General features: G+C 65.0%; 31 protein-coding genes. 11 read left to right on the forward strand and 20 right to left on the reverse strand.

All coding sequences use genetic code 11. The features are described from left to right. Positions 1 to 21: 21 nt before the first annotated feature. Positions 22 to 1,488 carry an APC family permease gene (locus ACX80V_RS08140; RefSeq protein ID WP_485842718.1) on the reverse strand — a complete coding sequence of 489 codons (1,467 nt, stop codon included), beginning with the start codon at positions 1,486 to 1,488 and terminating at the stop codon, positions 22 to 24. A gap of 177 nt (positions 1,489 to 1,665) precedes the next feature. Between ACX80V_RS08140 and ACX80V_RS08145 the strand changes: the two genes are divergently transcribed. Further along, entirely contained in the window at positions 1,666 to 2,250 is a 585-nt protein-coding gene (locus tag ACX80V_RS08145; protein WP_485842719.1) for a carboxymuconolactone decarboxylase family protein, read from the forward strand. A 66-nt stretch (positions 2,251 to 2,316) separates the two neighbouring features. On the opposite strand, the gene ACX80V_RS08150 is transcribed toward ACX80V_RS08145, so the two are convergent. The 5 genes from ACX80V_RS08150 to ACX80V_RS08170 all read right to left on the reverse strand — a co-directional run bounded on the left by ACX80V_RS08150 (position 2,317) and on the right by ACX80V_RS08170 (position 6,106). Then, the gene (locus tag ACX80V_RS08150) at positions 2,317 to 2,823 is read right to left on the reverse strand and encodes a hypothetical protein (protein ID WP_485842720.1); all 507 of its coding nucleotides are present in this window, start codon (positions 2,821 to 2,823) and stop codon (positions 2,317 to 2,319) included. Continuing rightward, on the reverse strand, positions 2,820 to 3,464 hold the full coding sequence (locus tag ACX80V_RS08155; RefSeq protein WP_485842721.1) for a signal peptidase I: 645 nt from the start codon (positions 3,462 to 3,464) through the stop codon (positions 2,820 to 2,822). The genes ACX80V_RS08150 and ACX80V_RS08155 overlap by 4 nt, the downstream gene beginning before the upstream one ends. Further along, on the reverse strand, positions 3,451 to 4,062 hold the full coding sequence (locus ACX80V_RS08160; RefSeq protein WP_485842722.1) for a hypothetical protein: 612 nt from the start codon (positions 4,060 to 4,062) through the stop codon (positions 3,451 to 3,453). The genes ACX80V_RS08155 and ACX80V_RS08160 overlap by 14 nt, the downstream gene beginning before the upstream one ends. A 71-nt stretch (positions 4,063 to 4,133) precedes the next feature. Beyond that, positions 4,134 to 4,676 carry an alternate-type signal peptide domain-containing protein gene (locus ACX80V_RS08165; RefSeq protein ID WP_485842723.1) on the reverse strand — a complete coding sequence of 181 codons (543 nt, stop codon included), beginning with the start codon at positions 4,674 to 4,676 and terminating at the stop codon, positions 4,134 to 4,136. Between the two features lie 212 nt (positions 4,677 to 4,888). After that, positions 4,889 to 6,106: an MFS transporter gene (locus ACX80V_RS08170; protein WP_485842724.1), complete on the reverse strand. Its 1,218-nt coding sequence runs from the start codon at positions 6,104 to 6,106 to the stop codon at positions 4,889 to 4,891. A 120-nt stretch (positions 6,107 to 6,226) separates the two neighbouring features. Here ACX80V_RS08170 and ACX80V_RS08175 point away from each other — a divergent pair, with 120 nt between their 5' ends. Beyond that, the gene (locus ACX80V_RS08175) at positions 6,227 to 6,568 is read left to right on the forward strand and encodes a hypothetical protein (protein ID WP_485842725.1); all 342 of its coding nucleotides are present in this window, start codon (positions 6,227 to 6,229) and stop codon (positions 6,566 to 6,568) included. Between the two features lie 107 nt (positions 6,569 to 6,675). Here the strand turns inward: ACX80V_RS08175 and ACX80V_RS08180 are convergent, their stop codons facing one another. The 3 genes from ACX80V_RS08180 to ACX80V_RS08190 form a co-directional block, all read right to left on the reverse strand. Further along, a complete protein-coding gene (locus tag ACX80V_RS08180) occupies positions 6,676 to 7,014 on the reverse strand; it encodes a hypothetical protein (RefSeq protein ID WP_485842726.1) in 339 nt (112 codons plus the stop codon). A 191-nt stretch (positions 7,015 to 7,205) separates the two neighbouring features. After that, on the reverse strand, positions 7,206 to 7,472 hold the full coding sequence (locus ACX80V_RS08185; protein ID WP_485842727.1) for a type II toxin-antitoxin system RelE family toxin: 267 nt from the start codon (positions 7,470 to 7,472) through the stop codon (positions 7,206 to 7,208). A gap of 6 nt (positions 7,473 to 7,478) precedes the next feature. Next, entirely contained in the window at positions 7,479 to 7,760 is a 282-nt protein-coding gene (locus ACX80V_RS08190; RefSeq protein WP_485842728.1) for a type II toxin-antitoxin system Phd/YefM family antitoxin, read from the reverse strand. A gap of 126 nt (positions 7,761 to 7,886) precedes the next feature. Here ACX80V_RS08190 and ACX80V_RS08195 point away from each other — a divergent pair, with 126 nt between their 5' ends. Beyond that, positions 7,887 to 8,384, forward strand: a complete 498-nt coding sequence (locus ACX80V_RS08195; RefSeq protein WP_485842729.1) for an SRPBCC family protein — start codon at positions 7,887 to 7,889, stop codon at positions 8,382 to 8,384. A 10-nt stretch (positions 8,385 to 8,394) separates the two neighbouring features. Beyond that, a complete protein-coding gene (locus ACX80V_RS08200; protein ID WP_485842730.1) occupies positions 8,395 to 9,147 on the forward strand; it encodes an SDR family oxidoreductase in 753 nt (250 codons plus the stop codon). Positions 9,148 to 9,380: 233 nt separating this feature from the next. Here the strand turns inward: ACX80V_RS08200 and ACX80V_RS08205 are convergent, their stop codons facing one another. Further along, a complete protein-coding gene (locus ACX80V_RS08205; protein WP_485842731.1) occupies positions 9,381 to 10,685 on the reverse strand; it encodes a MinD/ParA family ATP-binding protein in 1,305 nt (434 codons plus the stop codon). An 830-nt stretch (positions 10,686 to 11,515) separates the two neighbouring features. Continuing rightward, on the reverse strand, positions 11,516 to 12,028 hold the full coding sequence (locus ACX80V_RS08210; protein ID WP_485842732.1) for a MepB family protein: 513 nt from the start codon (positions 12,026 to 12,028) through the stop codon (positions 11,516 to 11,518). A 346-nt stretch (positions 12,029 to 12,374) separates the two neighbouring features. On the opposite strand from ACX80V_RS08210, the gene ACX80V_RS08215 reads away from it, so the two are divergent. From ACX80V_RS08215 to ACX80V_RS08225, 3 genes are all read left to right on the forward strand, one after another. Then, on the forward strand, positions 12,375 to 12,632 hold the full coding sequence (locus ACX80V_RS08215) for a hypothetical protein (protein WP_485842733.1): 258 nt from the start codon (positions 12,375 to 12,377) through the stop codon (positions 12,630 to 12,632). A gap of 288 nt (positions 12,633 to 12,920) precedes the next feature. Continuing rightward, positions 12,921 to 13,097, forward strand: a complete 177-nt coding sequence (locus tag ACX80V_RS08220; RefSeq protein ID WP_104061730.1) for a CsbD family protein — start codon at positions 12,921 to 12,923, stop codon at positions 13,095 to 13,097. Positions 13,098 to 13,183: 86 nt separating this feature from the next. Then, entirely contained in the window at positions 13,184 to 13,519 is a 336-nt protein-coding gene (locus tag ACX80V_RS08225; RefSeq protein ID WP_485842734.1) for a LapA family protein, read from the forward strand. Between the two features lie 281 nt (positions 13,520 to 13,800). Here ACX80V_RS08225 and ACX80V_RS08230 read toward each other — a convergent pair whose 3' ends face one another. Then, positions 13,801 to 13,944 carry a hypothetical protein gene (locus tag ACX80V_RS08230; protein WP_485842735.1) on the reverse strand — a complete coding sequence of 48 codons (144 nt, stop codon included), beginning with the start codon at positions 13,942 to 13,944 and terminating at the stop codon, positions 13,801 to 13,803. A gap of 617 nt (positions 13,945 to 14,561) precedes the next feature. On the opposite strand from ACX80V_RS08230, the gene ACX80V_RS08235 reads away from it, so the two are divergent. From ACX80V_RS08235 to ACX80V_RS08245, 3 genes are all read left to right on the forward strand, one after another. Next, on the forward strand, positions 14,562 to 15,128 hold the full coding sequence (locus tag ACX80V_RS08235) for a hypothetical protein (protein WP_485842736.1): 567 nt from the start codon (positions 14,562 to 14,564) through the stop codon (positions 15,126 to 15,128). 395 nt (positions 15,129 to 15,523) lie between these two features. Next, entirely contained in the window at positions 15,524 to 16,141 is a 618-nt protein-coding gene (locus ACX80V_RS08240) for a hypothetical protein (protein ID WP_485842737.1), read from the forward strand. A 250-nt stretch (positions 16,142 to 16,391) separates the two neighbouring features. Continuing rightward, on the forward strand, positions 16,392 to 16,754 hold the full coding sequence (locus ACX80V_RS08245) for a DUF805 domain-containing protein (protein WP_485842738.1): 363 nt from the start codon (positions 16,392 to 16,394) through the stop codon (positions 16,752 to 16,754). 20 nt (positions 16,755 to 16,774) lie between these two features. Here ACX80V_RS08245 and ACX80V_RS08250 read toward each other — a convergent pair whose 3' ends face one another. Together ACX80V_RS08250 and ACX80V_RS08255 are read right to left on the reverse strand one after the other, a co-directional pair. Then, positions 16,775 to 17,071, reverse strand: a complete 297-nt coding sequence (locus ACX80V_RS08250) for an antibiotic biosynthesis monooxygenase family protein (RefSeq protein ID WP_485842739.1) — start codon at positions 17,069 to 17,071, stop codon at positions 16,775 to 16,777. A gap of 53 nt (positions 17,072 to 17,124) precedes the next feature. Beyond that, entirely contained in the window at positions 17,125 to 17,319 is a 195-nt protein-coding gene (locus ACX80V_RS08255; RefSeq protein WP_459312950.1) for a hypothetical protein, read from the reverse strand. A 247-nt stretch (positions 17,320 to 17,566) separates the two neighbouring features. Here ACX80V_RS08255 and ACX80V_RS08260 point away from each other — a divergent pair, with 247 nt between their 5' ends. Then, entirely contained in the window at positions 17,567 to 17,788 is a 222-nt protein-coding gene (locus ACX80V_RS08260; protein ID WP_485842740.1) for a hypothetical protein, read from the forward strand. A gap of 97 nt (positions 17,789 to 17,885) precedes the next feature. Here ACX80V_RS08260 and ACX80V_RS08265 read toward each other — a convergent pair whose 3' ends face one another. The 6 genes from ACX80V_RS08265 to ACX80V_RS08290 all read right to left on the reverse strand — a co-directional run bounded on the left by ACX80V_RS08265 (position 17,886) and on the right by ACX80V_RS08290 (position 23,111). Further along, complete coding sequence (locus tag ACX80V_RS08265; protein ID WP_485842741.1) at positions 17,886 to 18,224, reverse strand: hypothetical protein; 339 nt, start codon at positions 18,222 to 18,224, stop codon at positions 17,886 to 17,888. Continuing rightward, positions 18,221 to 18,685 carry a type II toxin-antitoxin system Phd/YefM family antitoxin gene (locus ACX80V_RS08270; protein ID WP_485842742.1) on the reverse strand — a complete coding sequence of 155 codons (465 nt, stop codon included), beginning with the start codon at positions 18,683 to 18,685 and terminating at the stop codon, positions 18,221 to 18,223. Before ACX80V_RS08270 ends, ACX80V_RS08265 begins: the two co-directional genes overlap by 4 nt. A gap of 46 nt (positions 18,686 to 18,731) precedes the next feature. Then, positions 18,732 to 19,547, reverse strand: a complete 816-nt coding sequence (locus tag ACX80V_RS08275; RefSeq protein WP_485842743.1) for an MBL fold metallo-hydrolase — start codon at positions 19,545 to 19,547, stop codon at positions 18,732 to 18,734. 492 nt (positions 19,548 to 20,039) lie between these two features. Next, positions 20,040 to 21,326, reverse strand: coding sequence for an MFS transporter (locus ACX80V_RS08280; protein ID WP_485842744.1), 1,287 nt, complete (start codon positions 21,324 to 21,326; stop codon positions 20,040 to 20,042). 31 nt (positions 21,327 to 21,357) lie between these two features. Next, the gene (locus tag ACX80V_RS08285; RefSeq protein ID WP_485842745.1) at positions 21,358 to 22,842 is read right to left on the reverse strand and encodes a multicopper oxidase family protein; all 1,485 of its coding nucleotides are present in this window, start codon (positions 22,840 to 22,842) and stop codon (positions 21,358 to 21,360) included. Further along, positions 22,839 to 23,111 carry an SHOCT domain-containing protein gene (locus ACX80V_RS08290; RefSeq protein ID WP_104063814.1) on the reverse strand — a complete coding sequence of 91 codons (273 nt, stop codon included), beginning with the start codon at positions 23,109 to 23,111 and terminating at the stop codon, positions 22,839 to 22,841. Before ACX80V_RS08290 ends, ACX80V_RS08285 begins: the two co-directional genes overlap by 4 nt. Between the last annotated feature and the right edge of the window lie 72 nt (positions 23,112 to 23,183).

The raw sequence follows: 23,183 nt of genomic DNA on the forward strand, positions 1-23,183 counted from the left end.
GTTGCACCGCCTTTCCGGCCGTTACTCCTTGCCGATGTTCTGGGTCCCGACCGGCTCGCCTTCCGCCCTGTTCGTCCGCCTGTTTATCAGCCAGGTGATGAACCAGAGCACCACCCCGATCGCCATCAGTCCGCCGGCGATCTGGTACTGGATGACGTTGCGGCCCACCCACGGCCCGGCGAGGAAGGCGCACAGCAGGGCGGCGAGCAGCGGCAGCTGCCCGGGCGAGGTGAAGAACACCTTGCGGTTGGGGTCCCGCTTGCGGCGGAGGACCAGGCAGGCCACGTTCACCACGGTGAAGACGCACAGCAGCAGGAACGCCGTGGTGCCGGAGAGGTTGGCCACGATGTTGCTCTTGGGGTCGCTGGTGACGTACCAGATCAGTCCCAGCGCGAGGACTGTGGAGAACAGGATGCCGGCCCACGGGGTGCGGCGGCCCGGCAGGACCTTCCCCAGGGCAGGCGGCAGGACGTTCTGGCGTGCCATGCCGTAGATCAGCCGGCTCGCCATCAGCATGTTGATCAGCGCGGTGTTGGCAACGGCGAACACCGCGAGGAACGGGAAGACCCTGTCGATGGGGAAGTCCGGCGAGCCCTTGTGCACCACTTCGAGCAGCGCGGCGCCTTCTGCCTCGCGGATGTTTTCCAGCTCGGTGGGCGACAGCACGCTGACCACGGAGACGGCCACCAGCATGTAGAGGAGCACGGCGATGCCGAGGCCGGTCAGCATGGTCCGCGGGAAAATCTTCTCGGGGTGCTTGGTCTCCTCCACCATGTTCACCGAATCCTCAAAGCCCACCATGGCGAAGAAGGCGATGGAGGTAGCGGCGGTGACGGCCAGGAACAGGCCCTTGTCCTGGTAATCGTTGAAGACGAAGATTTCCCCGGTGTTCCCGGTGCCCTGCGTCATGACGTAGAAGCCGACGCCGATCACGATGGACAGTGCAATTACCTCCACCAGGGTGAGGACCACGTTGAACTTCACGCTCTCCCCCACGCCGCGCAGGTTGATCGCGGCCAGCAGGACCATGAAGCCCATGGCCACGGCGGTGATCACGCCCTGGGCGGGCATCTCCATCCAGCCGTTGATCCTCAGGCCGCCGAAGAAGTTCTGGGCGAGGACGTTCGCGGAGGTGGAGGCGCTGGTGACGCCGGAGCAGACCACGGCAAATGCCACCAGGAACGTGACGAAGTGGATGCCGAACGCCTTGTGCGTGTAGAGCGCCGCCCCTGCCGCGTGCGGGTACTGCGTGACGAGCTCAAGGTAGGAGAACGCGGTCAGCGTCGCGACGACGAACGCCAGCAGGAACGGCAGCCAGACGATGCCGCCCACCGTCCCGGCCATGGTTCCGGTGACGGCGTACACGCCGGCGCCGAGGATGTCGCCGACGATGAACAGCAGGAGGAGCTTGGGGCCAAGGACCCGCTTGAGCTCATGGGGCTCTGCCTCCGGTTTTGCCGGAAACAGGTCATCTGAAGTGGTGCTCATGGCTCTGACCTCCACACACTCTAAATATCAACGCGGCCTAATTCAGGGTGATCCTTTCGCGCCACTTTGGCAACAGGTCAGGTTGGGCGCTCGGCCGCCCGGATTTTCCCCTTGCGGCGCCTTTTGCGCAGGGCCACAATGGGCGGATCACCGTTGCGACGACGACTGGGGGGAACCATGATCCTGAAGACCACGCCCGAATCGGAAGCAGCGGGACTGACGGCGGAATTTTACGACGACGACACTCGCTCAGTCGGTTACGTCACCACCCAGACGAAGGCCATGGCGATCAACCCCGAAGCCTTCCAGGCCTTCGAAACGATGCTGCACTTCATCACGGCTTCGATGGACCTGCGCCGCTATGAGCTCATCACCCTTGCGGCGGCGCAGGCTATCGGATCCACGCATTGCCGGCTGGCCCATGGAGCCAAATCGCTGCGGGCGTTCACGGAAGACGAACTCAGCGCCGTCGCCCGGGATTTCCGCAATGCGGGGTTGACCCCGGCCGAAGTAACCATGATGGAGTACGCCGAAAAACTCAGCCAGGACGCGACGGCCATGACCGAGGCCGACACCTTGGAACTGCGAAGCCACGGCTTCACGGACCGCGAAATCATGGACATCACCCTGGTGGCGAGCGCGCGAAACTTCCTGAGCCGCACGCTCCTTGCCTTGGCCGTAGACGTCGATGTTCCGCCAACCCTCAGCCCGGACCTTCAGGACGCTCTCCTGGCACCGCTGGCCTCCCGCCGCCCCATGTAGCTCGCATTAAACGTCCCAACCCGCGCGTTTCACGACGTTAATTGCCAGCCAGTTGGGTCTGCCCGGTCAGGGCAGCGGACAGACGATCTTGCCGCCAGTGAGGACATAGTTCAGGGTGATGTCCATGGAGGATGCTGTCTGGTCCAGGTAGGTCGCCGTGACGCGTATCGTCAAGGAGCCACCGGCCGGATTGTCCTTGATGATCTGCGACGACTGCGCGGCCGGGCTTGCAGTCAAAACAATGTTGCCGGAGCCCAACGGGACGAGGATCGTTGGCCCGGTGTAGCCGGTGCCGTAAGTGCCGTTGGCCTGCAGTGCCCCGTACGTGATCGCTGCCGGTGCCGCCGTGGCCGTCACGCGGAGCGTTGCCGTCTTGTCCGAGTTGCTGTTGGTGCATGTAAGTGACCCGAGCGCCGGGCCGGGCCAGGCGCCGTTGGCGGTGGCCGTCATGGTGGCCGTGGCCGACTGCTGCCAGAGGGCTGAGGCCGAAACCCCGCCAACTCCCAGCAGCACCGTCAGCACGAAGGCGCCGACCGCCAAAGCCGCTCCCGGTATCCGCGCGAAGGTCTTCACACCGACGCCCCGGCGTCGGCCTTGTTCGACCGTCCGCGGCCGCGGATACCCTTGACCACCAGCAGAGCACCGTATCCGATCAGGCCTGCAGCGCCGAGCGTCACCCACAGGTTGCGGTCGGCATGGCCCAGCGCGTTGGCCGCGTAGCCAACGTACGGAACGGCGTAGAACAGCTTGCCTTTGACCTGCAGTTCACGCACGGGCTCGGCATCGCTGACACCGTTGTTGTCACCCTTGGTGATGAGGGTCTTCTCCCCCTCCTGGGTTGCGGCGAAGCCCACGATGCGGTGGGTTTCGACGTCGGGCCGGCCGGAGTACATCTGGAAGGTCACCACGTCGCCGTACTTGAGTTCTCCGAAGTCCACCGGCTTCATCACAAGGAAGGTTCCCGGCGGGAATTTCGGGGCCATGGAAGGGGTCAGCACAGTGTAGGTCTGGGATCCCGTGGCGCGGGGAACCACGATCAGCACCAGCGCCGCGAAGACGGCGACCATCAGCACTACGAGGTTCAGGAACTTGCCTACGGCAGGAAGGGTGATGCGGCGCTGGGTCGCCCCACCGACGGCGTTGCTGCCGCCGTGAGCCGTTTGGGCCGATGCTTCAACAGCCTGGTCAACGGGCATCAGCTCAAGCGCAGCCACTTGGCACCCCGCAGAGCTGGCGGGCGGTGAGCGGAAGGCTGATGTTCACGGCTTGGCCTTTCAAGAGGATGGAGGTGGAGGAGCTGAGGCTGACCTGGAAGCACAGTACGGTGCTTGCCGCCTTGGGGACGGCTGCGGAGGTGAGTCCCGCCGCCGTCAGCGGCGCGTATCCGGTCGCGGTGTTGCAAGCTGCGACGGTCGAAGCGAACTTTGCACTCACCGTCACGTACTGCGCCAGGGTCCCGAGTCCGACGTTGGTTACCGTAGCCTGTTCCGCAGTGATGCTGGTGCTGAACGTGCCGCCGGCGTTGGAGTTGTTGCCGACCACCAGGCTGGCGTACACGGGAGTAGCCGGTGCGAGTGATGCGACCGAGCCTAGGCTGATGGTTGCCGACGTCCCCCCGGGGAGGCTCATGTTGGTGGCCTGCCCGGAGGGGCTTGCAGTGAGGCTGACGTCGAACGATGCGGAGGTTACGGTTCCCGGAGCGGCTGAGGTGCCGGCGTTCCACAGGGCGAAGGTGCCCTGTACTGCCAGCAGCGCCAGGACTACCGCTGCTGCGATGAGTGCCCCGGCACGCAGCATCCGCGGGATCCGCATTGTTCCTCCTGGTCCTGATCCAATTCTGTCCTGATAGGCGGCCGGCTGATCCGCCGGCCGCCGAGTCCAGACTAGGACAGGCCGTCACCTGCGCTGTTGACCTGGGTCAGGGTGAAACCGACATTGTTGAAGTTGTAGGTTGCGTTGACGTCGGCGCGGTTGGCTGTGGCGGCCTTGAATTCGAAGGTGATGGTCGCCGTGACCGTCTGCGTAGCTCCCGTCGGGGTCAGCGGGTTGGAAACAGGATCGCCGGCGACAGTCAGTACGGGAGCGGAAACCGTGACGTTCGCGGGAGTGAAGCCGTTGGTTGCGGTGATCCCGGAGGTGGCGATCTCGGCGGCCATCTTGTCACCGGCAAGCGTCACGTTGAGGTTCTGCGTGAACGTGAGCAGGTCGCCCGGGACCACCTTGTAGGTGGAGATAGTGACAGGATCGCCGTTCCGGTCGGTCCAGGCGCCGACGCCGTTGACGACGTTCAGGTCCCCTGCAACGATGGTGCCCGGCGTCTGCGTGGCCGATGCGTTCCAGTTGGCCAGCGTGCCGCCGCCGCCCAGCAGCAGTGCTGCGCCCAGTGCGATAGCTGCAGATCCCTTGATCAATGTGCTGTTCTTCATGGTGTGTCCCCTCAGACTTTTACGTGCTTGCTTTTCTAACTGAAAGCAACATTGCACGCCGTAAATCAGGAGAAAGCGGGGTATTCCGTCAAGGTTTCCTCAAGATACTCCAAGTCTCACAACAGGCGCCTGACCTGCAGTTTCTTCGAATAGGCCGCTTTTCGGTCGCCGAAAAATAGTCAAACAAAGTTAGTAATTCCAGTCAATCAAAGTTAGTAATTCCGCCGGTGCCTCAGCCGCGGAAGCACCACCGCAAAGACACCTGCCGCCGCAAACCCCAGGACGCCCGTAGCTGAGACTCCTGCACCAAGGGTGGCCAGCGCCGTCACCCCGGACAGCATGACGGGCCCGCCGGTTGATCCCGCATCGGCGATGAACCGCCACAATCCCAGGAACTGGCCGCGTCCGCGGTCGGGCGAAAAGTCGGCGCCGAGGGTCATGATCAGGCCGGAGCTGATGCCGTTCCCGAAGCCGATCAGCAGCGAGGCCAGCAGCAGCCCGCCAAAGGACGCAGACAAAGGGATGAGCAGCATCGCGATGCCCATGATGATGGTGGACGGGATGGCCACGAACAGCCTGCCGCGGCGGTCCATCACCTTGCCCGCCGGGTAGAACACCAGCATGTCGATCGCCCCGGACAGTCCGTAAATCACGGAAGCCTGGGCCGGATCCATGCCCAGATGGTCCGCCCACAGCGGGATGACCACCTGGCGGGACGCGCGCAGCGCGCTGAGCAGCAGGACCCCCACACCCAGCGTCAGGAACACGCGGGCATGCGAAACCGCCACATTCCGCAGCGTCGGCTCCGGACCCTTGTGGCCGCCGTCGGGCGCTGGCGGGACCACCAGGTCCGGGATGGTGACCGCCAAAACGGCGGCGGCCGCCATGCCCACCACCCCCACCCAGTACGCTCCGGCGATCCCGGCGAACTGCATCACGCCGGCACCAATGAACGGCCCCACAAAGACGCCGATCCTGCTGACCCCGCCCAGCGTCGACAGCGCCCGCGCCCGGAACTGGACGGGCACCGCCTCGGTGAGGTACTTCTGTCGCGCCAGGCTGAAGACGCTCGCGGCCATCCCGACGACGGCCATCGCCACCGCGAGCAGCCACAGTCCGTTGGAAATCATGGAAGACATGGCGGCGGCCGCGAGCGCCAGGGCACCCACAGCCGCGGCGCCGACGATGGACCAGCGTTCGCCGAACTTGAGCGTGATGAGGGACGCGGGAAGGTTGAAAAACCACGAGCCGAGCCCGATCAGGGTGACGATCAGCGCGGAGACCGCCACCGAGGCGCCGAGGTCACGGGCGGAGAGGACCACTACCGGAAGGACCGCGCCTTCGCCGATGCAGAACAGCAGTGCCGGCCCGAACGCGGGTATGGCGATGCTTCGGAAGTTGAACGGCTGCGGGGTTCCGGGCGAAGTCATCAGATTTATCTTATGCCGCCGGAAATTCGCCAGCTTTCAGGGGGTCACAAGCGGCCCCGCGAGGACTAACGTTTGCCTTGTGGGGCACTTTCGCCTGCCCCGCACAGCCAAGGAGGTCTCATGGGTGAAGTGTGGATCCGCACCATCAACAACGGTTTGGTCCGGGCCGACAAAGTTACGGAAATCGCGTCCACCCGGGGGTCTCTGCATGAGGACCAGGGTTTTGCGCTGAAGGTCATCGTGGACGGCAAGGCCCACGTCGTCATTGACGACGGCGATCTGCCGGGCAGGCTTCCCGAACGGCTGGAGCACGCGCAGCATCTGGAGGATGCCCTGCTGTTCGCCCTCGACGAGGCCCGCGAAGCCGACGCATCCATGGTGGTCTTCTTCGAGCCGGAGAGCGACCGCTGGGCCCTCGCCGCGGCGGCGGAGCTGGCCGGCGGGATTCCCGCCGTCGGATAGCGCCGTCGGACAACGCCCGACGGCGGCCCTCCACAAGGCGCGAACGGACAGTTAAGCCCCTTCGAAACAGGGCCTCAAGTGTCCGTTCGCGCTAAATGAAGCGTGGGTCAGGCTGCGGCGTGGCTGAACTCGGCCGCATGGGTGGTGACGCGGCGGGGCGCGAGGATGCTCAGCGTGCAGTGGGTCTGCTGCGGGTCAATCCTGGCGGGCAGGTGATGGGTCTCGGAACAGACCTGAAGCTGACGCAGAGCTTCGGGATCCACGCGGGCGTTCCGCACGTCCAATTCCAGGTCCAGGTTGTGCTTCAAAGCGTTGGCGCGTTTCACCACCACGTAGAGGGCCTGGATGCTGTGGACGGTGACGTGGCCCTTGGCGAGAACCTGGGCCTTCGCGTGGTCGAGATCTACACGGACGAGAATGCTGAGCTTTTCGGACAAGATGATCATGCCTTCCTTGCTTGGCTGCGACGCTGCAGCCGGGGAGGCCGCGACGCTGCGGCCAATGGCCGCGCCTCTGCAGCCTCATCCAGAGTAGGCAACGAATGTGATCTGCGCAACATTTGAGCTCAGATATGTCGCGCACACCCAGCGAGCACCAGGCCATGATCTTCCTCAGCCTTCCTCATGCGCACTCGGGACTACCTGGGCCGGTACACGTCGGCACGGTGGTCGACCCGCAGGATGCTGATGCTGTTGTGTTCCTCATCAATGGAGTACAGGACTCGGTAGGGGCCACGCCTGGCCGAGTGGAAGCCGGCCAGGTCCCGCTCCAAGGCCCTGCCTACCCGCTGAGGGTTTCTGGAGAGGTCGCCGTAGACGAATTCGATGATGGCCGGCATGATCCGGGGAGGCACGGACTGCAGGTCCCGGCGTGCGGTGGGCGAGAAAATGACCTCATATGCCACCGGGGCTCAGCCCTGGTGCTTGGGGACGCCGAACTCTGCCCGGATCTGCTCCTCGGACAGGCCCTTACCCTCGGCTATGTCCTGTTGGGCCTGGGCAAGGTCTTCCCGGATGTTCGGCTGGGAAAGCCAGAACAGGGATTCCTGCAGCGCCTCCCATTCATCGGTTCCGATGATCACGGCCGCGGGTACGCCGTTCTTGGTGATAACCACCTGGTCATGGGTCACAGACGCGGCGTCCACGAGCTCGGAAAGCCTGGCCTTCACGGCAGAAATCGGTAAAGTTTGCATGGTTAAGCGTAGGTCCGAATTAGGGTCATCACAAGACCTGAATTTCTCCGCTGGCCGCCGAAACGGGGACGCTCGACCGGGACTTCTGATACGTTTGCCCAATCTCAGCTACAGAAGGGGATTCGCATGTCCGGCACGTATGACGTCGATGTGGTCAGAGAGTTCAACGCTCCGCTGAGCCGGGTCTGGGCGGCCTGGACGGTGCCCGGCGACCTGCGCCAGTGGTGGGGACCAACAGGTTTCACATGCCCGCGCGCGGAAGCCGACGTTCGCCCCGGCGGCCGAATCCTCGTGACGATGCGCGCGCCCGTGGAGTGGGGCGGGTTCGAGCAGCACAGCACATGGAATATCACCGAGTTGGAACCATTGCGTCGCATCCGCTACGTGTTCAACTTCGCTGATGCCGATGGCAACCGCATCACGCCGACAGAGGCGGGCATTCCAGCCGATGGCATTCCCGCCGACGGTGAACACGAGGTCGTGCTGACCGACCTCGGCGACGGGCGCACGATGCTACACATGACCGAGCGCGGGTACGGTACCCAGGAGGCGCGGGACTTGTCGCAGAGCGGCCTTGAGCAGTGCCTCGACAAAATGGCCACGCTCGTGGAGGGACGGCAGTAGGATCTGGAGCATGCATATTGCCGTTCCAGGAGGTACCGGGACCGTTGGCCAACATGTCGTCTCTCTTGCCAGGGACCGCGGACATCTGGTGGCAAGCCTGACCCGATCAGAAGGCGTGGACCTGTTCACCGGCCGCGGGCTGCACGAAGCCCTGCAGGGTGTGGACACCGTTATTGATGTCTCCGGAATCCAGACAATTTCCACCAGGAAGGCGGTGGACTTCTTCACCGCCGCCACCCGGAACCTGCTCGCAGCTGAGCTGGCGGCTCAGTCGAGGCACCACATTGCGCTCTCGATCGTGGGCATCGATAAGGCTGCGTCGGGACTGTACGCCGGGAAGCTCGCGCAGGAGGATACAGTCCGGCACGGAGAAGTGCCCTGGACCATCCTGAGGTCCACTCAGTTCCACGAGTTTGTCCCCATGGCTATCAGCGCCGCGTCGATTGGCCCCGTGGTACTGGTTCCTCAGATGATCACTCAGCCGGTCGCAGCGCGGGAGGTGGCTGCGGCGTTGGTGGACGCGGCCGAGCAGGGACCCCGCGGACGGGTTGCTGATCTTGGCGGGCCCCGTCGGGAGCAGCTCGCGGATCTGGTCCGCAAATACTTGCGGAAATCCGGGCAGCGGAAGCTGGTGGTGAAGGTACCGGCACCCGGCGCCATGGGTCAAGCCATGCGTCGCGGTGACCTGGTCCCGGCGGCAGGCTCCGCCGTCGGGCGCCAGACATACCAAGAGTGGCTGGAAACCAGGCGTCCAGTTGCCTAGTGGCGCTGCCTGTGGCGCATGACCGCCGCCGCGAGCCCCATGGTACCCATGAGGGACCCGAGGATGATTGCCAGGCCTGTGAGGTATTCAAGAATGGTCATCGTTGACGCACCTTTCATATGGCTGATGCGCTGACGCTAGTGATCGATGCTCAGGATCAGCCAAAGATGGCAGGGTGCATTCCCGCAAGATTGGCGCCCACTCAAAAGAAGGAGGCGGGGGGAAGGGGGAAGCTACCGGTACCCGTCCACGATCGACGCCGCGATTTCCTTGTACGCCCGCCGTGTCTCGGGCTTCAGCACGTCCAGGGTGACCAGGTCGCCGTCGGCCACTCCACGATCGTGAGGGACGGCGATCAGCTGGCGGCAGATCCCGGCGAGGTGTTCCTCGATGGCGTCCTTGTCCACGCGGGAGGAGACCTCGTCCTTGTCCGTGATGACCACCACGGCGTTCCGGGCCAGGTCCTCGTACCCGTGGCTCGCCAGCCAGTGCAGGGTGCTGCGGGCACGCTTGGCCCCGCTCACCGCATAGCCGGCGGCGATGATGAGGTTGTCCGCCGACTGCAGGATCCCGCTCATGGCATTGTGGGTCACGCCGGTGCCGCAGTCGGTCAGGGCCACGGAGTAGTAGTTGGAGATGAGCTTGCGGATCCGCAGGTACTCGGCGGCCGTCAGCGAGTCCGAGACCTCCGGGTCCTGCTCCCCCGCGATCAGGTGCAGCCGGCCGGCGTGGTGCATGTACCGGGCCAGGGCGGTGAGCGAGTCAACGCCCTCGATGTTCGCCAGCAGGTCCGTGATGGTGCGCGGGCTGGCCTGCTGGTAGATGCCCTCGCCGAGGGCGCGTTCCACGAGGTCGCCGGAGTCCGGGTTGGCGTCGATGGCGCAGGGCGGGTCGCCGCGGAATTCGGCCAGCGTCAGGCCCACGCCCACCGTGGTGGAGGTTTTGCCGATGCCGCCCTTGAGGCTCAGCACCGCCGTGTTGTAGCTGCCCTGCAGCTGGCGGGAGATGCGGCGGCCCAGTTCGTCCTCCTCGCGCTGCTTGGCGCTGGGGCCCATGTTCCAGGCCCCGCCCGTGAGCGAGTAGAGGGCGCCGCGGACGCCGCCCACCGGCCGGGGCTTCTGCTCCTTGACGAACAGGCCCGGGGAGCTGATGAAGTCGGGCATGGGGCTGTCGGCGATGATGTCCGCGGTGGTGGGGCGGATGCGCCGGAACGCCGGTGCCGGCTCCGGCGCTTCCTCAGGAAGGTACGACGACGGCGGCGCGGCTTCGTCGCCGTCGTACGCCAATGCGGGGCTGCCATAGTCCGGCTCGGCCGGCTGCCCGTCCTGCGGCGTCGCCTGCGGCAGCGGGGTCACCGGCGGCCTGGCGGGCCGGCGGGTGGGCGCCGGGACAGAGCTGATGGGAGGAGAGGTGATGGGGGCAGAAGGTGCCGGACTGGTCTGGTCTGCGGCGGCCGCCGCCTCCGCCCAGGAACTGCGGCGCGGTACCGGGGTGCCGGCGTCGGGGGTGCTCGAAAGATCTGGCGTTACGGCTGGCATGGTTCCTGTCTGGGCATCCTGCAGCGCACTGTCGGCGCGACGGAGGTCACGGCGTCGCCGGGGCGGTTGCGGTAGCCCTGCATCTTCTGCGATGGGGCGTGCGTTCTGATCCGCCGGATCGGGCATGTCTGTCCCCCCAGGACTTTCGGCACAAGGTTCTGCGGCACTTTACGGACTGATTCAATCTGTAAGTCTAGGCGCTGGGGCGGAATTGCGAGGTCAGCCGCGGGTGAGCGCGGCGATGACGACGGCGGCGGTGAGGACCAGAAGCACGGCAAGAATGGCGTAGGCCTGCCATTTGGGGCGGCCCTTATGCGGGTTGATATCGATGTAGGGCATGGCTAGCTGCGGATACTCCTCGTGGCGGTCACCCGCACTGCGCGTCGCTTCCGGCGCAGCACCTGGTACATCGCAAAAAAAGGAATCAGCAGTGTGCCCAACAGTGCGCACAGCGCCAGGACATAGTCAATGAGAGCCACAACGGTCTCCGAACGTTAGAGTGATCCCCCATGCGATCAGAGGTCACCCTATCGGTCCGTCACGGGATTGACAAATCGCGTCAACGGCGCGGCGCGCTGGGCATGCTTCCGGTCACCAGATGGATCCCTCCGGACAAGATTGATTTCCGTCTCGCAGCTGTTCCTAACGGCCGGCGCCGGACGAGACGGCCACCAGAATGAAGGTCAGCAGCCAGAAAATTCCGACGAAGTGCTGGCGTTGTAAGGGCTATATCGTTCCGGGCATCAGAAAGCCGGAGATCATCATCGCGAGCTGATCTCCGGCTCTCTGCACGGGATGCGTCTGGAGCTATTCCCCAGCGCTCCTCCTAGCTAGGCCGCAACGAAGAGTCGAATGGCTCGCTGCGCATCGATGGCGGATCCGTCAGCCATCTCGAAGAAGTAATTACACTGCCACTGCTGGGATTTTTTCGCCTGCCGATTCGTCGTAGCTGACCACGGCGGATAGACGCGGAATCCTCGCTTGCCTCCGGCGCCGCCCACGGACACGACGCCGTGCTTGACCAGCGCCGCCTTCGGAAACGCGAATGCTCCGACTCTGGAATCCTCCCGCACGCAGACCACTAGCATGTCGGGGTCCTCCTCCGCAGGCAGAGGTTCGGTCGACCCACCGAGAGAGCGCCGCCACACCGTCACGAACAATCCCACCTTCGTCGGGGTCAGCTTTCCGACCCTGAACCGAACCGGAGACCGACCGATTGCCGAGATCGCGGCACCGTACCCAGCGTTGTCGGCCTCGACTATGGCGGGCGAACAGACGAGGGCGAGGCCGCCGAGAACCCTCATCACCATGGCGACATCCGGATGGACCTGAACACCAGACATAGCACTCCCATCGAAACGAATCCCCGACAGGAACGACGGGGCAGCACACGAAGAGCTCAGCCTCACCACCCCGACGATATCCGCACGTGCACGTCTTCCGGAAAGAGGATCCTGGGCAACGAATCGTCTGATTCACAAACGACCGATATCTTTAGTCCCCAATGAGGCAACAGGTGCCTGTGCGCAGCCGGCGTGCCTTGGTGGGACGGTTCGACGGGCCGCGGTGCACGGTTCCGTCCCGCGGCCCCTGTCCTTCGTCTGCCGGCGGGGCGTACTCTGAGCGCACACCGGGTACCGGCGCGACGCCGGGGCCCTCAATACGCGTTCACTCGGGAAGGCAGCATTCATGGGGATGAACATCAAAGGCCAATGGGACCGGCTCGATCACGCCACACAGCAGTGGCTCATCGACCACCCGGGATGCCTGATCCTGCCGCGCACGATCACAGCGACCATCTGCAAGGAGACCGGCGGAACCGACGAGGGTGACCGGCACGGCGAGACGGTGCTCTCCCAGGACGACCGTGACTTCATCCAGGCCAAGGCACACGAGGCCCGGACCGATCCCCCGGAGTACCGGTTCTTTGACTCCGTACAACCGTGAACAGCGGGGCACTTTGCGCCATCCCGGGTACCGCCCGTGCCCCGGAAGAGAGCGGAGCCCGGCTCAGCGGCACCTCGGCATAAATCGCGGATGGCACGGGCTGCGTCCAGGATCCGGCGGGCCAGGATGATGCAGTAGTCATCGCTGAGCAAGGCGGCGGTGGCGGCCCTGACCACGGTGCCGAGTGAATGTTATCGCCCTCGCCCGTTCGCCTTGTTCGCCCGGCGATAGGATGAAAGTGTCCCGCCGGCATGGGCCGGCGGACCGGCCATGGATAGGAGAGCCATCATGGGTTTAGGTGACAAGATCAGGCACGCCGCCGAGAAAGCCGGCGGCAAGGGCAAGGAAGCCGCAGGAAAGGCCACCGGCAACGAAAGCCTCAAAGCCGAAGGCAAGACCGACCAGACGAAGGCCGGCCTGAAGCAGGCCGGGGAAAAAATCAAAGACGCCTTCAAGAAACACTGACCCGAAACCCGAGGCCCGGAGCCTTCCCAGCCCTGGCCCCGGGGCCCGCCCGGCATGTCCACCGGAACCAAAGAGAGGACCACCTCATGAATGCTGAACCGATTCCGCCGCCGGAGCCGGTGCACGGCCCCGGGCCCGCTCCCGCCGTTGCGAATCGGCCGGCAGTAACCCGCTCAGGCATGATCTGGGTGGCCACCGTGGCCACCCTGATGCTGCTGATCCTGCTCATCGCCTTCATCGTGCAGAACCAGGACAACGTCAGGGTCAGGTTCTTTGGCCTGGACGGGACAATTTCCCTGGGCATGGCCCTGTTTATCGCCGCCGTCAGCGGCGGGGTCCTGGTCGCCGTGGCAGGCGCCGGGCGGATCATCCAACTCAGATCCCACCGCCGCCACGAACAGATCCCACCGCAAACAGCCTGAGAGCGACCCTCAGTGCGAATTCAGGTTGCCTGTTCCCTCGCGCCCCTGCCCGCGCGCTCCTCATACACAACGCGTCGCCTAGAATTCGGCCATTTCACTTACTTGCTTCTCTCGGCGTCCCGACAGAACCAAGGAATGAGAAGGCGCCCTTGCAGCTGTTCCGGCGCTTCCCGACTGGCTATTCTTCGAACTGCCGGCTGATGAAACCTGACATGCCGGGGATGGCACGCCATGTGGATACCTAATCTGTGCCCATGCCCGAAGAATAGGGCAGCAGCCGCTCACCGGTTGAGCGCGATCACCACCACCGCTGCCGTGGCCACTGCCAGGGCGGCCAGCGCAACGTAGGAAACCGCCTGAAATCGGCGACGGCGGAGCTCATTCCGTGTGTCGCGCGCGTACTGTGGACCCCCATATTTACCCATGCCGCAAGGCTATGAACACTGGCTCAAGGTTTGCTCAAGTCGCGCCGAATGTGACCTCCGTAGCTACCGGAGGCGCGATGCGGTTGACTGTCCAGATGGAATCCCACGGGTTTGCCGATCTCGCCAAAAAGGACGTAACGCCCGACGCCGGGACGGTCGCCGAGGTGCGTCCCGCCGGTGCTGCGGACCTGGAGGCGATCGCCTCAATCGAGCACGCCAGCGGCCGCGGTCCGTTGAGCCCTTCGGCCATGGCTGCCGCTGTGGCGGACCCGGACAGGCACGTTGTACCGCCCTCACGCTTGGCCGTAACCTTTTGCGAATTAGCGCATAGAAACTTTGCATAATTGACGATTCTGGGTAATCTTCCTGTTTAGGTGAGCCTAACTCGGCTCCCACGAGCCGAGGTGCACTGCCGCATGACCGCGATCTTTACGAACGGCCTCCGAGAGGCCCACAGAGGGATTCTTCCCGTGGGCTGGCCGCTTAAAAGTGGCCGCCCCAGCCACTCGGATACCGGGGCGGCTATGCCCTTGGACGCCAGCGCAATCGCCACCACCTCTTAGGCTTCCTGCAACACCGCAGTTCCCCTCCCCAACACCGCTTACTAAGGACTTACGATGCTTCGTGCCACCCTGGCTTTACTGGCCGCCCCTCTCGCCCTCGCTGCGCTCACCGGATGTGGTGGCCAGGCCGCCGCAAAGGAGGATGTTTTCACCGTTCCGGCCGGCGTTCAGGAGCAGTACGAAGTGCTCGCCCATGAACTTGCCGAAAAAGGCAAAACAGTCGAGTCCGGGGAATGGACAGTCAACTTGATCACTGAGGCTGCCGAACCATGGTTCGACGAGCACGGGGCTCATTTCCGTGCGCCGAAGGCTGGCGAAACCCATCACATCGAGATCATCCCAACCGAGACGTCGACCGGCCGGATCGTCCCCGGCGTGCCGATAACCCTGGAGGTGGTCGACGCTCAAGACAAGGTCGTGCAAGAACTTGAGCTGAACTTCTACTACTCGACCTTTTACCACTACGCCAACAACTTCACCGTGCCCGAAGCCGGGACCTACACACTGCGCGCCACCCTCGGCGTCCCGGCATTCAACCGCCACGGCGAGGAGTCCGATACTCCGGCCCTGGCAAAGGGCACGACCGTCGAGTTTACTGACGTCGAGCTGACCAAAGAGTAACAACCGCTGAACTTCAAGGCTCGGGACGTCTCAGCGATCAGCTGCCTTACGGCGGAGACCCTAGCCTGGGAGCGCCACCGACGCCGATGTCGGCCAGGGCGATGTGTCATCGACCGTTCTGGCCGACTCGGAGGGCAAACGAGCGTCCTCACCCCGCTGATGCCGGGTCTCAGCTCGGTGCCGGGCAGTAACCTTCCGAAAATTGCTAACTTCCTTCCAAGGATCATGATGACTTCTTCTTTCACGCCACCTCCGCGCTTCAGGGTGCACCGCCGCATGCCGAGTCCCGTTTCCAGCTGCGCCACACCGCCCGGGCCGGCGGACAGCCGCCGTCGCACGGCCTTGCCATCACCGGTTATCCCCCGAGGGCGGCATCTAGCCGACAGGGCCTCGCGATGACGGCCGTGGCACCGGTCCGACCGGGCCCACCACAGACAGAGCCGGCGATCACGCCGGCACCTCTGACGCGCCGCCAAAGAGTACGGCTGGTCCTGCTCGGGATGCTGTGCACGGCCGGATGGCTGGCTTCGGTGCTCGTCGGGCATTATGTGGACTGCGGGCCTGAACTCCACCGGGTCGGGCTTGCCGTTCACATCCTGGCTCTCGTGCTGTCCTTTGGCACCATCCTCGTGGTCGACTGGCTGGGATTGCTCTGGCTGTTTGGCAAGGTGGAGATGCACGCGTCCGGGAAGCTTGAGGCCGCTGCGAAGCCGCTGATCTGGGGCGGCCTCGCCCTGCTACTGATTTCGGGCGCTCTGATCGACCCCGATCTGACCAGCCTGGTTACGGTGGTCAAACTCGCTTCTGTGCTCATACTGATGCTGAACGGCCTCAGCATCGCTCCGGCCATGCACCGGTTACTGGCGCTCCCGCCCGGCACACGCTTCAGCGAGCTAACACGCAGACTGCGTCTTCGGCTCATGATTGCACTCACTGTTTCCCAGACCTGCTGGTGGACCGCCGTCCTCATCGGGCTCATCAACAGCACGCTGCGTCGCTGGACCGGCGCTTGAGCGGAACCGGAAGGGAACCGCGGCCCCGAATGCACACCCGCCTTGGTTACCACCTTCAGTCAGGTGTCGCACAGGACCCTCAGAGAAGATGCGCTCAGAGACTACCGGGCCGGCCAGCCGCAGTAGGCTTCCCGCGGCCTGCGCCGTTGGATCGCGCCGCTGCTTCCGCGGCGCTGTCGTGTCCTAGATCAACATGGCATCGACCCGGGCGTCCCTTCGGATCAGACCAGCGCAGCGGTAGAATCCGGTCATGACTCAGGCTGCAGGGCACCCCACCATGTCGTTCGGCGACGCGATCCTCGCGGGCTTCCGGCAGTATGCCGAGTTTGGGAGCCGCGCCGGCGTGGCCGAGTTCTGGTGGTTCATCCTCTTCGTGGCACTGGTAACCAGCGGCCTTGGCGCCCTGAACGTGGCCACCCCCAACGGGGTCATCGGTGTCGGTTCCAGCCTTGCCTCGCTCTGGGTGATCGGCACGATGATCCCCACGCTCGCCGTCGGCGTCCGCCGCCTCCGTAATGCCGGCCGCCGGTGGACGGAGCTCTTCTGGCTGCTCATCCCGATCGCTGGACTGATCGTTATGGCCATTCGTATGTCGGAGCCGTCCAAGGCGTAGCCCTGTGAAGGCCGTCAGGCCTACAGAACAACAACAGGCTCGTAGTGCTCCACGGTGGGAAACGGCGAATAGAAATGATGCAGGAGCACGCGCCATTCCTGGTACTCGGCGGATCCCCGGAAACCCTCGGTATGGTCCTCCAGCCGCGCCCATTCCACCAGCAGCAGGTACGTGGATGAATTCTCGATGCAGCGTGAAAGCGTGAGGCCCTGGAATCCGGGCATGGAGCCAATGATCGACTTCGCTTTGCTGAAAGCATTCTCGAATTCTGCCTCCATGCCGGGCCGGACGGAGAGCAGTGCATGTTCTGTGATCACCCAAACAATCATGCCTGAGGTCTAACCGAACGGTCTCACGGGAGGCACGGTCCTTAGGACGGGCCGTTGGCCATCGCGGGAGGCAATGCCAAATTCAAAGTGGCATACATCACTTCAGTTGATGAATCCCCGTTCGCCCGGTGCAGGGACGTCTGGAGTTGCCGCTGTAGCCACGCGGCGGCCGGAATGCACGGAGCGAAAGAGAGCCAGCCATGGCCGCCTCGCATTTCAGCCAGTTCCTTGATCAAGCCACCAGTCTGTCCAGCCGCCCCGCAGCCGCATGACGGCGCCCATCCATCCCCAGGGGCCCGGAAATAACCGGCCCGAAGGGCCAGCTGGCGGCGGTCCGGTTGCCTGCGTCCGCTGCGGCGCCGACGGCGGGCTGACGCTGCACTCCATCACCGCCGTCAGCCCGCCGTCGGACGTCCTGGTGGAGGTGGGTATTCCTGCGACGCCTGCAACCTCCACTATGTCGGGCGGGCGGATGTGGCTGCTGTGGCTGCAGTTTTTAGCCGGCGGAACAGCCCCAAGGGCGTCCTGGTCTTCGGCGGGCACTACGTCCACTGCGAGCAGCCGATGTACAAGATCGGCTCGAAGGTGCGGAGACTCAGCGCCCGGGGCCTTTCGGACGGGCCGCCGGAGGACGCGTCGGGTGTGTCCCTGACGGCTCAGGTTCTGCGTTGTTCCTGCGGCTTCCAGATGGACGTGCCTGAATAAGCGAACGACGACGGCGCGCCCTAGTGCAGCGGCCGTGTCTCCTGCAGGCGCTTGATGAACCAGCGTGTTCGCTGTCCGGCCAGCGTAGTCCCGGTTGCTACTTGGTGGCGTTGGGGTGATGCGTGTGCACATCAACTAAGCAGACGGTTTGCCCGTCGACGTAGAACCAAAGCCGTGCACCGCCGGGAAGTTCGTGCTGCCAGCGGCCGAAAGTGCCGCCCTTATGTGTGAGGGTAGACAGCTCGCCTTTGAGCTGATGGTTCTTCGCCGACTCTTCCAGCGGTGTCTTGGTCAGGAAGTCCCAAGCGTCGACGACGGAATTCCGCGTGGTGGCAAGAAGATCCTTCCACCCCTTTTCGGCCTGACTGGTGCCGAACTGAATTTCGAACTCTGCCTTCTTGAGGGGCCGTGGAACGCCGGATCTCCTAGCGCTCATGCAGTGCGCGGGTCGGCAACAGCCGTGGGCTCGATCCAGTCCAACTGGTCATCGGGGGTGTAACCGGCGCCAATGGCCTCCGCGGTGGATCGCCAGGCCCGAAGTGCAACCAATGCCTTGTCGAACCTGCCGACGGAGGCACACGCGCGGGTGATGGCGACAATTTCGCGTGCGAAGGCGGCCTCGTCTGCCTCGCTGAGGAATGCAATCCAGGGGAAGGGGCCGCGGAGCCGCTCCACAAACGGGACCTGCGGATCTCCCAAAGAAGCGGTCACGAGGTGAGCCGCCAGCTCTGCCCCTTCGTGTTCCCGGTCGAACTCGGTGGATGTCAGAAGAACGAGGGATTCCCCATCGCGGCGGGTGATCCTAACGGGCCCTTCCTCGGCCGCCTTGAAGACGTTCGCCGAATTGCGGGATAGTTCGGAGGACTGGGCGGTGCGTGAAATGGTGGGGGTGGACATACCTTCATTATTCAGAACGTGTTCTGAATAAGCAAGGGGCCTCGGGCTAGTGCAGCGGCCGGGTCTCCTGCAGGCGCTTGATGAACCAGCGCGACTGTTCCGGGCCGTAGGGCAGCACGGGGATGGCCTTGGTGGCGTCGGTGGGGGTTTCGCGGATGGACTGCTGGGCTTGGCGGACCGCGGTGGTCATGGTGTTGGCCATGGTCTTTACGAACTGGTCGCTGCAGGGCTGGCCGTGACCGGGGATCAGGAACTCGTAGCGGTGGCGCAGGGCCGAGATGTGGCGCAGGGAGTCGGCCCATTCCTCCGGGTAGGAGTCCTCGAAGGACGGGTGCGCGCCCTGCTCAACAAGGTCGCCCACAAAGAGGGTGGTGGGGGTGCCCACCAGGAGGTCGCCGTCGGTGTGGCCGCGGCCCAGGTAGAAGAGCGTGACGTTGATCCCGCCCAGGTCCACCAGCACGGGCTGGTCCTTGACGATGGCGTTGGGCACCACGAGTTCCACATTCTCGCCCTCGCCCGTGGACATCTCCGGCTCCAGCGTTCCCACGAACCGGCGCTGCAGGTCCCCGTGGTCGTCGATTTCCTGGGCGCAGTTTTCGTGCGCCCAGAACTCGGTGGCACCGTCGGATGCGAACACGGCATTGCCGAAGAAGTGGTCGTAGTGCGCGTGCGTATTCACCACGACGAGCGGCAGGTGTGTCTTCTCCCGCACCGCGTCCAGGATCTCGCGCCCCTGCCGCGGCCCGCAGCCGGTATCGACCACCATGGCCCGCTCGGAGCCCACAATCAGGCCGGTGTTCAGCAGCGATCCTTCGGTGACCAGCACGTAGTTCTCCGCGCCGACGTCGAGCCATTCTGACATTGTTTCTCCGTACCTCCGGAAAGCGACTGCGTTCTTCTTGGCCCCGATTCTACCCGCGGGCCCTTGGAGTTTCCGGGATGCGGGACGCGGTCCGGGCCGCATGTGGAGATCCACATTCCTAGCCGGGATTTCGCCTTAAATCCATCGAACTGCGTAACATCTCGCTATGCAGACAAAACAACACTCGTGCTTCTGTGATCACTGCGGCAGGATCACGAACCACGTGACCCACTATGTAAAGGCCGACGGCGGTGGCCAGCTGATCGCGACGGTGCGGTGTGCTGAGCATGCAGAGGAAGCCGTCTGAGGCTGCGTTGCGAACAGGCGATGCTTCTCTGCGCCCCCTCCCTACTGCGCCCGGCGCCTGAAATGCCCTCGCGCCAGTGCGAGACGGCCGCGTCCACGATCCGAATTCGCTGGACCGCTTCATGCCGGGTCAGCCTGACCGAACTGGGCATCCCGGTCATCCGTCCTTGAAGTGGCTCCACTCGTTCATCCCTGGCCGCGGTGGTCGCTGCTTCGCATCCGTGCGGCCACGATGATGCCGGAGAGCGCAGTCAGGCCGGCGACGACGGCGACGGCTGCCGGGATGCCGTAGGCGTCGGCGATAAGGCCGGAGAGCAGGGCGCCGCCGGCGAACCCGCCGTCGCGCCACAGCCGGTAGATGCCCACTGATCTGGCCCGCCATTCGGGGTGGGCGACATCGCCGATCGCTGCAAGCAATGTGGGGTAGACCATGGCGGTGCCGGCACCGAGCAGGACGACGGCGGCAAGCCAGGTACCGAAGTCATTTCCGAGGGCGACCACACCGAGCGCCAGGGCTTGGACGAGCATGCCTCCGGCGATCAGTGGTTTGCGCCCGATCCGGTCCGAGAGGGCGCCGGTGATCAGTTGACCGGCGCCCCAGACTGCCGGGTAGACGGCGGCGAGGATGCCGATGCGTTCTATGCTGAGCCCTGCTGCGGCGAACAGGACAGGGAACAGGCCCCAGGCGAGGCCGTCGTTGAGGTTGTTCACCATCCCGGCTTGGCTGACGGAGGACAGTGATTTGTCCCGGAAACTGGTCAGAGTGAACACCTCACGGTTGCTCAGCCCGGCATGGCTGTCGGCGTGGCCCGGGACGTGCACTGCGGCTTCGGCTTTGGCGTGGTGGTGTGTTTCGCCGATGGTCAGCACGGACATGCCGAGGCCGACGGCGATGAAGGCAGCGCCGAGCAGGAAGGGCCCGGGGCGCAGTCCGTAGGAGGAAGCGATGTAACCGGTGGCCAGTGCGGTGCCTGCGACGCCGAGGTAGCCGGCTGCTTCGTTCAGCCCCATTGCCAGGCCGCGGCGTTCGGGACCGACGAGGTCCATTTTCATCATCACGGTGGTGGACCAGGTCAGGCCCTGGCTGATGCCCAGAACCACGTTGGCTGCCACGATCCAGCCCCAGGAAGGCCCGAAGATCAGCAGGAGGGGCACCGGGAGGGCGATGAGCCAGCCGGCGACCAGGACCGGCTTGCGGCCGTAACGGTCCGAGAGGGTTCCGGCGAAGTAGTTGGTCGCGGCTTTGGCCAGACCGAACGCCAGGATGTAGGTCAGGGCGGAGGTGTACTCATCGAGGTGGAAGACCTGTCCGGCGAGCAGCGGCAGCACGGTGCGTTCCTGGCCGAGGGTGCCGCCGACCAGGGCGTTGACGGCGACGAGGAGCATGAACTGGGCCAGGTTCTGCCGCAGTCCCAGCGTGATCACCTCGGTTGTCCGAGGCTGCTGGCGGGAGGGGGTGTTGCCTAAGGCCATTGGCGGATCCTGTCAGTGTTAGGCGTGCCGGTCAGCGGGCTTGGACGGTGGCCATCATGCCTTGGTCTTCGTGGTCCAGAATGTGGCAGTGGATCACGGTGCGGCCGGCGAAGTCGTCGAAGGCCACCCGGACTTTCACTTGGCTGCGGGCGGGGACGTTGACCACGTCCTGCCATTTGGGCCTGGTCACGTCGCGGTCGCCCTCCTGGACGATCTGCATGGGCCACACATGCAGGTGGATGGGGTGGTCCATGGGGCTGGAGTTGGTCAGGGTCCACTCCTCCACGGTCCCGGCTGCGGCCGTCTCGTCGAGCCGTTCGGGGTCGAACTCCCGTCCGTTGATGGTGAAGGCCATCATGGTGCCCTGTCCGCTGCCCATTCCCGCGCCCATGTTTCCATTCATGCCCATGGCGAAGTTCAGGGTGCGGGCGGCGGTGACCGGTTCGTTCCGTAGATCGCGCAGGGGCCGGCCCTCGGGCACGGGCCCGGGGTCAGTGCCCGCGCTTCCCGAGACGGCCAGGGTGAGCAGTTCGACCGGGCCGCCACCGGATTCGTTGTCGCCCCTCATGGCCCCGCCCATCATGGCGTTCATGCTGCCGCGGTCCAGGGCGGCAGCCGTGAGGGCGGCGGACCCGTCGCGGGTTTCCACGAGCAGCTCTACGCGGTTGCCGGGGGCGAGAACCACTTCGGTGACGTCCTCCGGGATCGGCAGGCGCCCGAGGTCCCTGCTGAGCAGCCGGACCTGCTGTCCGTCAAGTGCCAGGCGCAGGTACCGGGAGGGGCAGGCGTTGATGATCCGCCACCGCTCCCGTTCTCCGGGCGCGGCGCGCAGTTGCGGGCGGAGTTGCCCGTTGACCAGGACGATCTCTCCCTCACGTCCCATCATCTGCTGCATCTGGTCCGCCTCGGCGAGATTGCCGGCAGCGTCGAGGGACAGGTCGGAGACCACCAGCACCCGCTCCCGGGTGACCGGGACCGGGTCGGGGTCCTCCACCACGATGGCCCCGTAGAGGCCGGCGGCGACCTGGTCGGCGGCGTGCCCGTGGCGGTGCGGGTGGTACCAGTAGGTACCAGGCGGGTGGTCCTCGGGCAGGGTGAACTCGTAGTCGAAGGACCCGCCCGGGTCAATGCTTACGAACGGGTTGTCGCTGTTGCCCTGTGGGGAGACGTGCAGTCCGTGCACGTGCAGGTTCGTGGGAGCCTGCAGCCCGTTGCGCAGTGTGACCCGGATCGTGTCGCCTGCGCGGACCCGCAGGGTCGGACCGGGCAGTGAGCCGTTGAACGCCTGGACGGAGGCATCCCGCCCGCCGACCCGGACCCGTGCCGGCGCGGCGGTCAGGTCCAGCTCCAGCACCCGGTCGCGGCTGGCCAGCACCTGGGGTTCGGTCAGGTCCTCACCCCCGGTGTATCCGGGTCCGTTGCCGGTGGTCAGCCACAGCCCGGCGCCGCCGGCAGCCGCAGCGCCGGCCCCGACCGCACCCAGTGCCAGCAGCTGGCGGCGTGTCAGCGGCCTCACCGGCCGTCCTCCTCCAGTATCCGTCGCCGTTCCTGGTATTCCTCGGTGCTGATCTCCCCGCGGGCGTAACGCTCCTCAAGGATCTCCTTGGCCCGGGCAGGGCCCGCACCCGTGCGCGGTGGTCCCTGCCCATCGGTGGGCGCGTTACCGCCGGCGTTGCGGGTGAAGGCTTTGACCAGCACCACGGCGAGCGTGACCCCGCCTGCGATCAGCAGAAGCCAGAAGATCCACGCAAGCCCCATCCCGCCCATATCAAAGCCGTTCATCATGAAGGGTTCCTTGTCTCTTCGTACACGGCCAGGCCGGCCTGACCGCAGGTTATCCGGGACGCGCTGATGCCG

Source organism: Pseudarthrobacter arbutini (genome assembly GCF_054510915.1).

Bases quoted from the DNA above. Each gene is read 5' to 3' on its own strand.
- ACX80V_RS08140 (WP_485842718.1), bottom strand. From the start codon at position 1,488: ATGAGCACCACTTCAGATGACCTGTTTCCGGCAAAACCGGAGGCAGAG.
- ACX80V_RS08145 (WP_485842719.1), top strand. From the start codon at position 1,666: ATGATCCTGAAGACCACGCCCGAATCGGAAGCAGCGGGACTGACGGCG.
- ACX80V_RS08160 (WP_485842722.1), bottom strand. From the start codon at position 4,062: ATGCGGATCCCGCGGATGCTGCGTGCCGGGGCACTCATCGCAGCAGCG.
- ACX80V_RS08165 (WP_485842723.1), bottom strand. From the start codon at position 4,676: ATGAAGAACAGCACATTGATCAAGGGATCTGCAGCTATCGCACTGGGC.
- ACX80V_RS08170 (WP_485842724.1), bottom strand. From the start codon at position 6,106: ATGACTTCGCCCGGAACCCCGCAGCCGTTCAACTTCCGAAGCATCGCC.
- ACX80V_RS08175 (WP_485842725.1), top strand. From the start codon at position 6,227: ATGGGTGAAGTGTGGATCCGCACCATCAACAACGGTTTGGTCCGGGCC.
- ACX80V_RS08180 (WP_485842726.1), bottom strand. From the start codon at position 7,014: ATGATCATCTTGTCCGAAAAGCTCAGCATTCTCGTCCGTGTAGATCTC.
- ACX80V_RS08190 (WP_485842728.1), bottom strand. From the start codon at position 7,760: ATGCAAACTTTACCGATTTCTGCCGTGAAGGCCAGGCTTTCCGAGCTC.
- ACX80V_RS08195 (WP_485842729.1), top strand. From the start codon at position 7,887: ATGTCCGGCACGTATGACGTCGATGTGGTCAGAGAGTTCAACGCTCCG.
- ACX80V_RS08200 (WP_485842730.1), top strand. From the start codon at position 8,395: ATGCATATTGCCGTTCCAGGAGGTACCGGGACCGTTGGCCAACATGTC.
- ACX80V_RS08205 (WP_485842731.1), bottom strand. From the start codon at position 10,685: ATGCCAGCCGTAACGCCAGATCTTTCGAGCACCCCCGACGCCGGCACC.
- ACX80V_RS08210 (WP_485842732.1), bottom strand. From the start codon at position 12,028: ATGTCTGGTGTTCAGGTCCATCCGGATGTCGCCATGGTGATGAGGGTT.
- ACX80V_RS08215 (WP_485842733.1), top strand. From the start codon at position 12,375: ATGGGGATGAACATCAAAGGCCAATGGGACCGGCTCGATCACGCCACA.
- ACX80V_RS08220 (WP_104061730.1), top strand. From the start codon at position 12,921: ATGGGTTTAGGTGACAAGATCAGGCACGCCGCCGAGAAAGCCGGCGGC.
- ACX80V_RS08225 (WP_485842734.1), top strand. From the start codon at position 13,184: ATGAATGCTGAACCGATTCCGCCGCCGGAGCCGGTGCACGGCCCCGGG.
- ACX80V_RS08230 (WP_485842735.1), bottom strand. From the start codon at position 13,944: ATGGGTAAATATGGGGGTCCACAGTACGCGCGCGACACACGGAATGAG.
- ACX80V_RS08235 (WP_485842736.1), top strand. From the start codon at position 14,562: ATGCTTCGTGCCACCCTGGCTTTACTGGCCGCCCCTCTCGCCCTCGCT.
- ACX80V_RS08240 (WP_485842737.1), top strand. From the start codon at position 15,524: ATGACGGCCGTGGCACCGGTCCGACCGGGCCCACCACAGACAGAGCCG.
- ACX80V_RS08245 (WP_485842738.1), top strand. From the start codon at position 16,392: ATGACTCAGGCTGCAGGGCACCCCACCATGTCGTTCGGCGACGCGATC.
- ACX80V_RS08265 (WP_485842741.1), bottom strand. From the start codon at position 18,224: ATGAGCGCTAGGAGATCCGGCGTTCCACGGCCCCTCAAGAAGGCAGAG.
- ACX80V_RS08270 (WP_485842742.1), bottom strand. From the start codon at position 18,685: ATGTCCACCCCCACCATTTCACGCACCGCCCAGTCCTCCGAACTATCC.
- ACX80V_RS08275 (WP_485842743.1), bottom strand. From the start codon at position 19,547: ATGTCAGAATGGCTCGACGTCGGCGCGGAGAACTACGTGCTGGTCACC.
- ACX80V_RS08280 (WP_485842744.1), bottom strand. From the start codon at position 21,326: ATGGCCTTAGGCAACACCCCCTCCCGCCAGCAGCCTCGGACAACCGAG.
- ACX80V_RS08290 (WP_104063814.1), bottom strand. From the start codon at position 23,111: ATGATGAACGGCTTTGATATGGGCGGGATGGGGCTTGCGTGGATCTTC.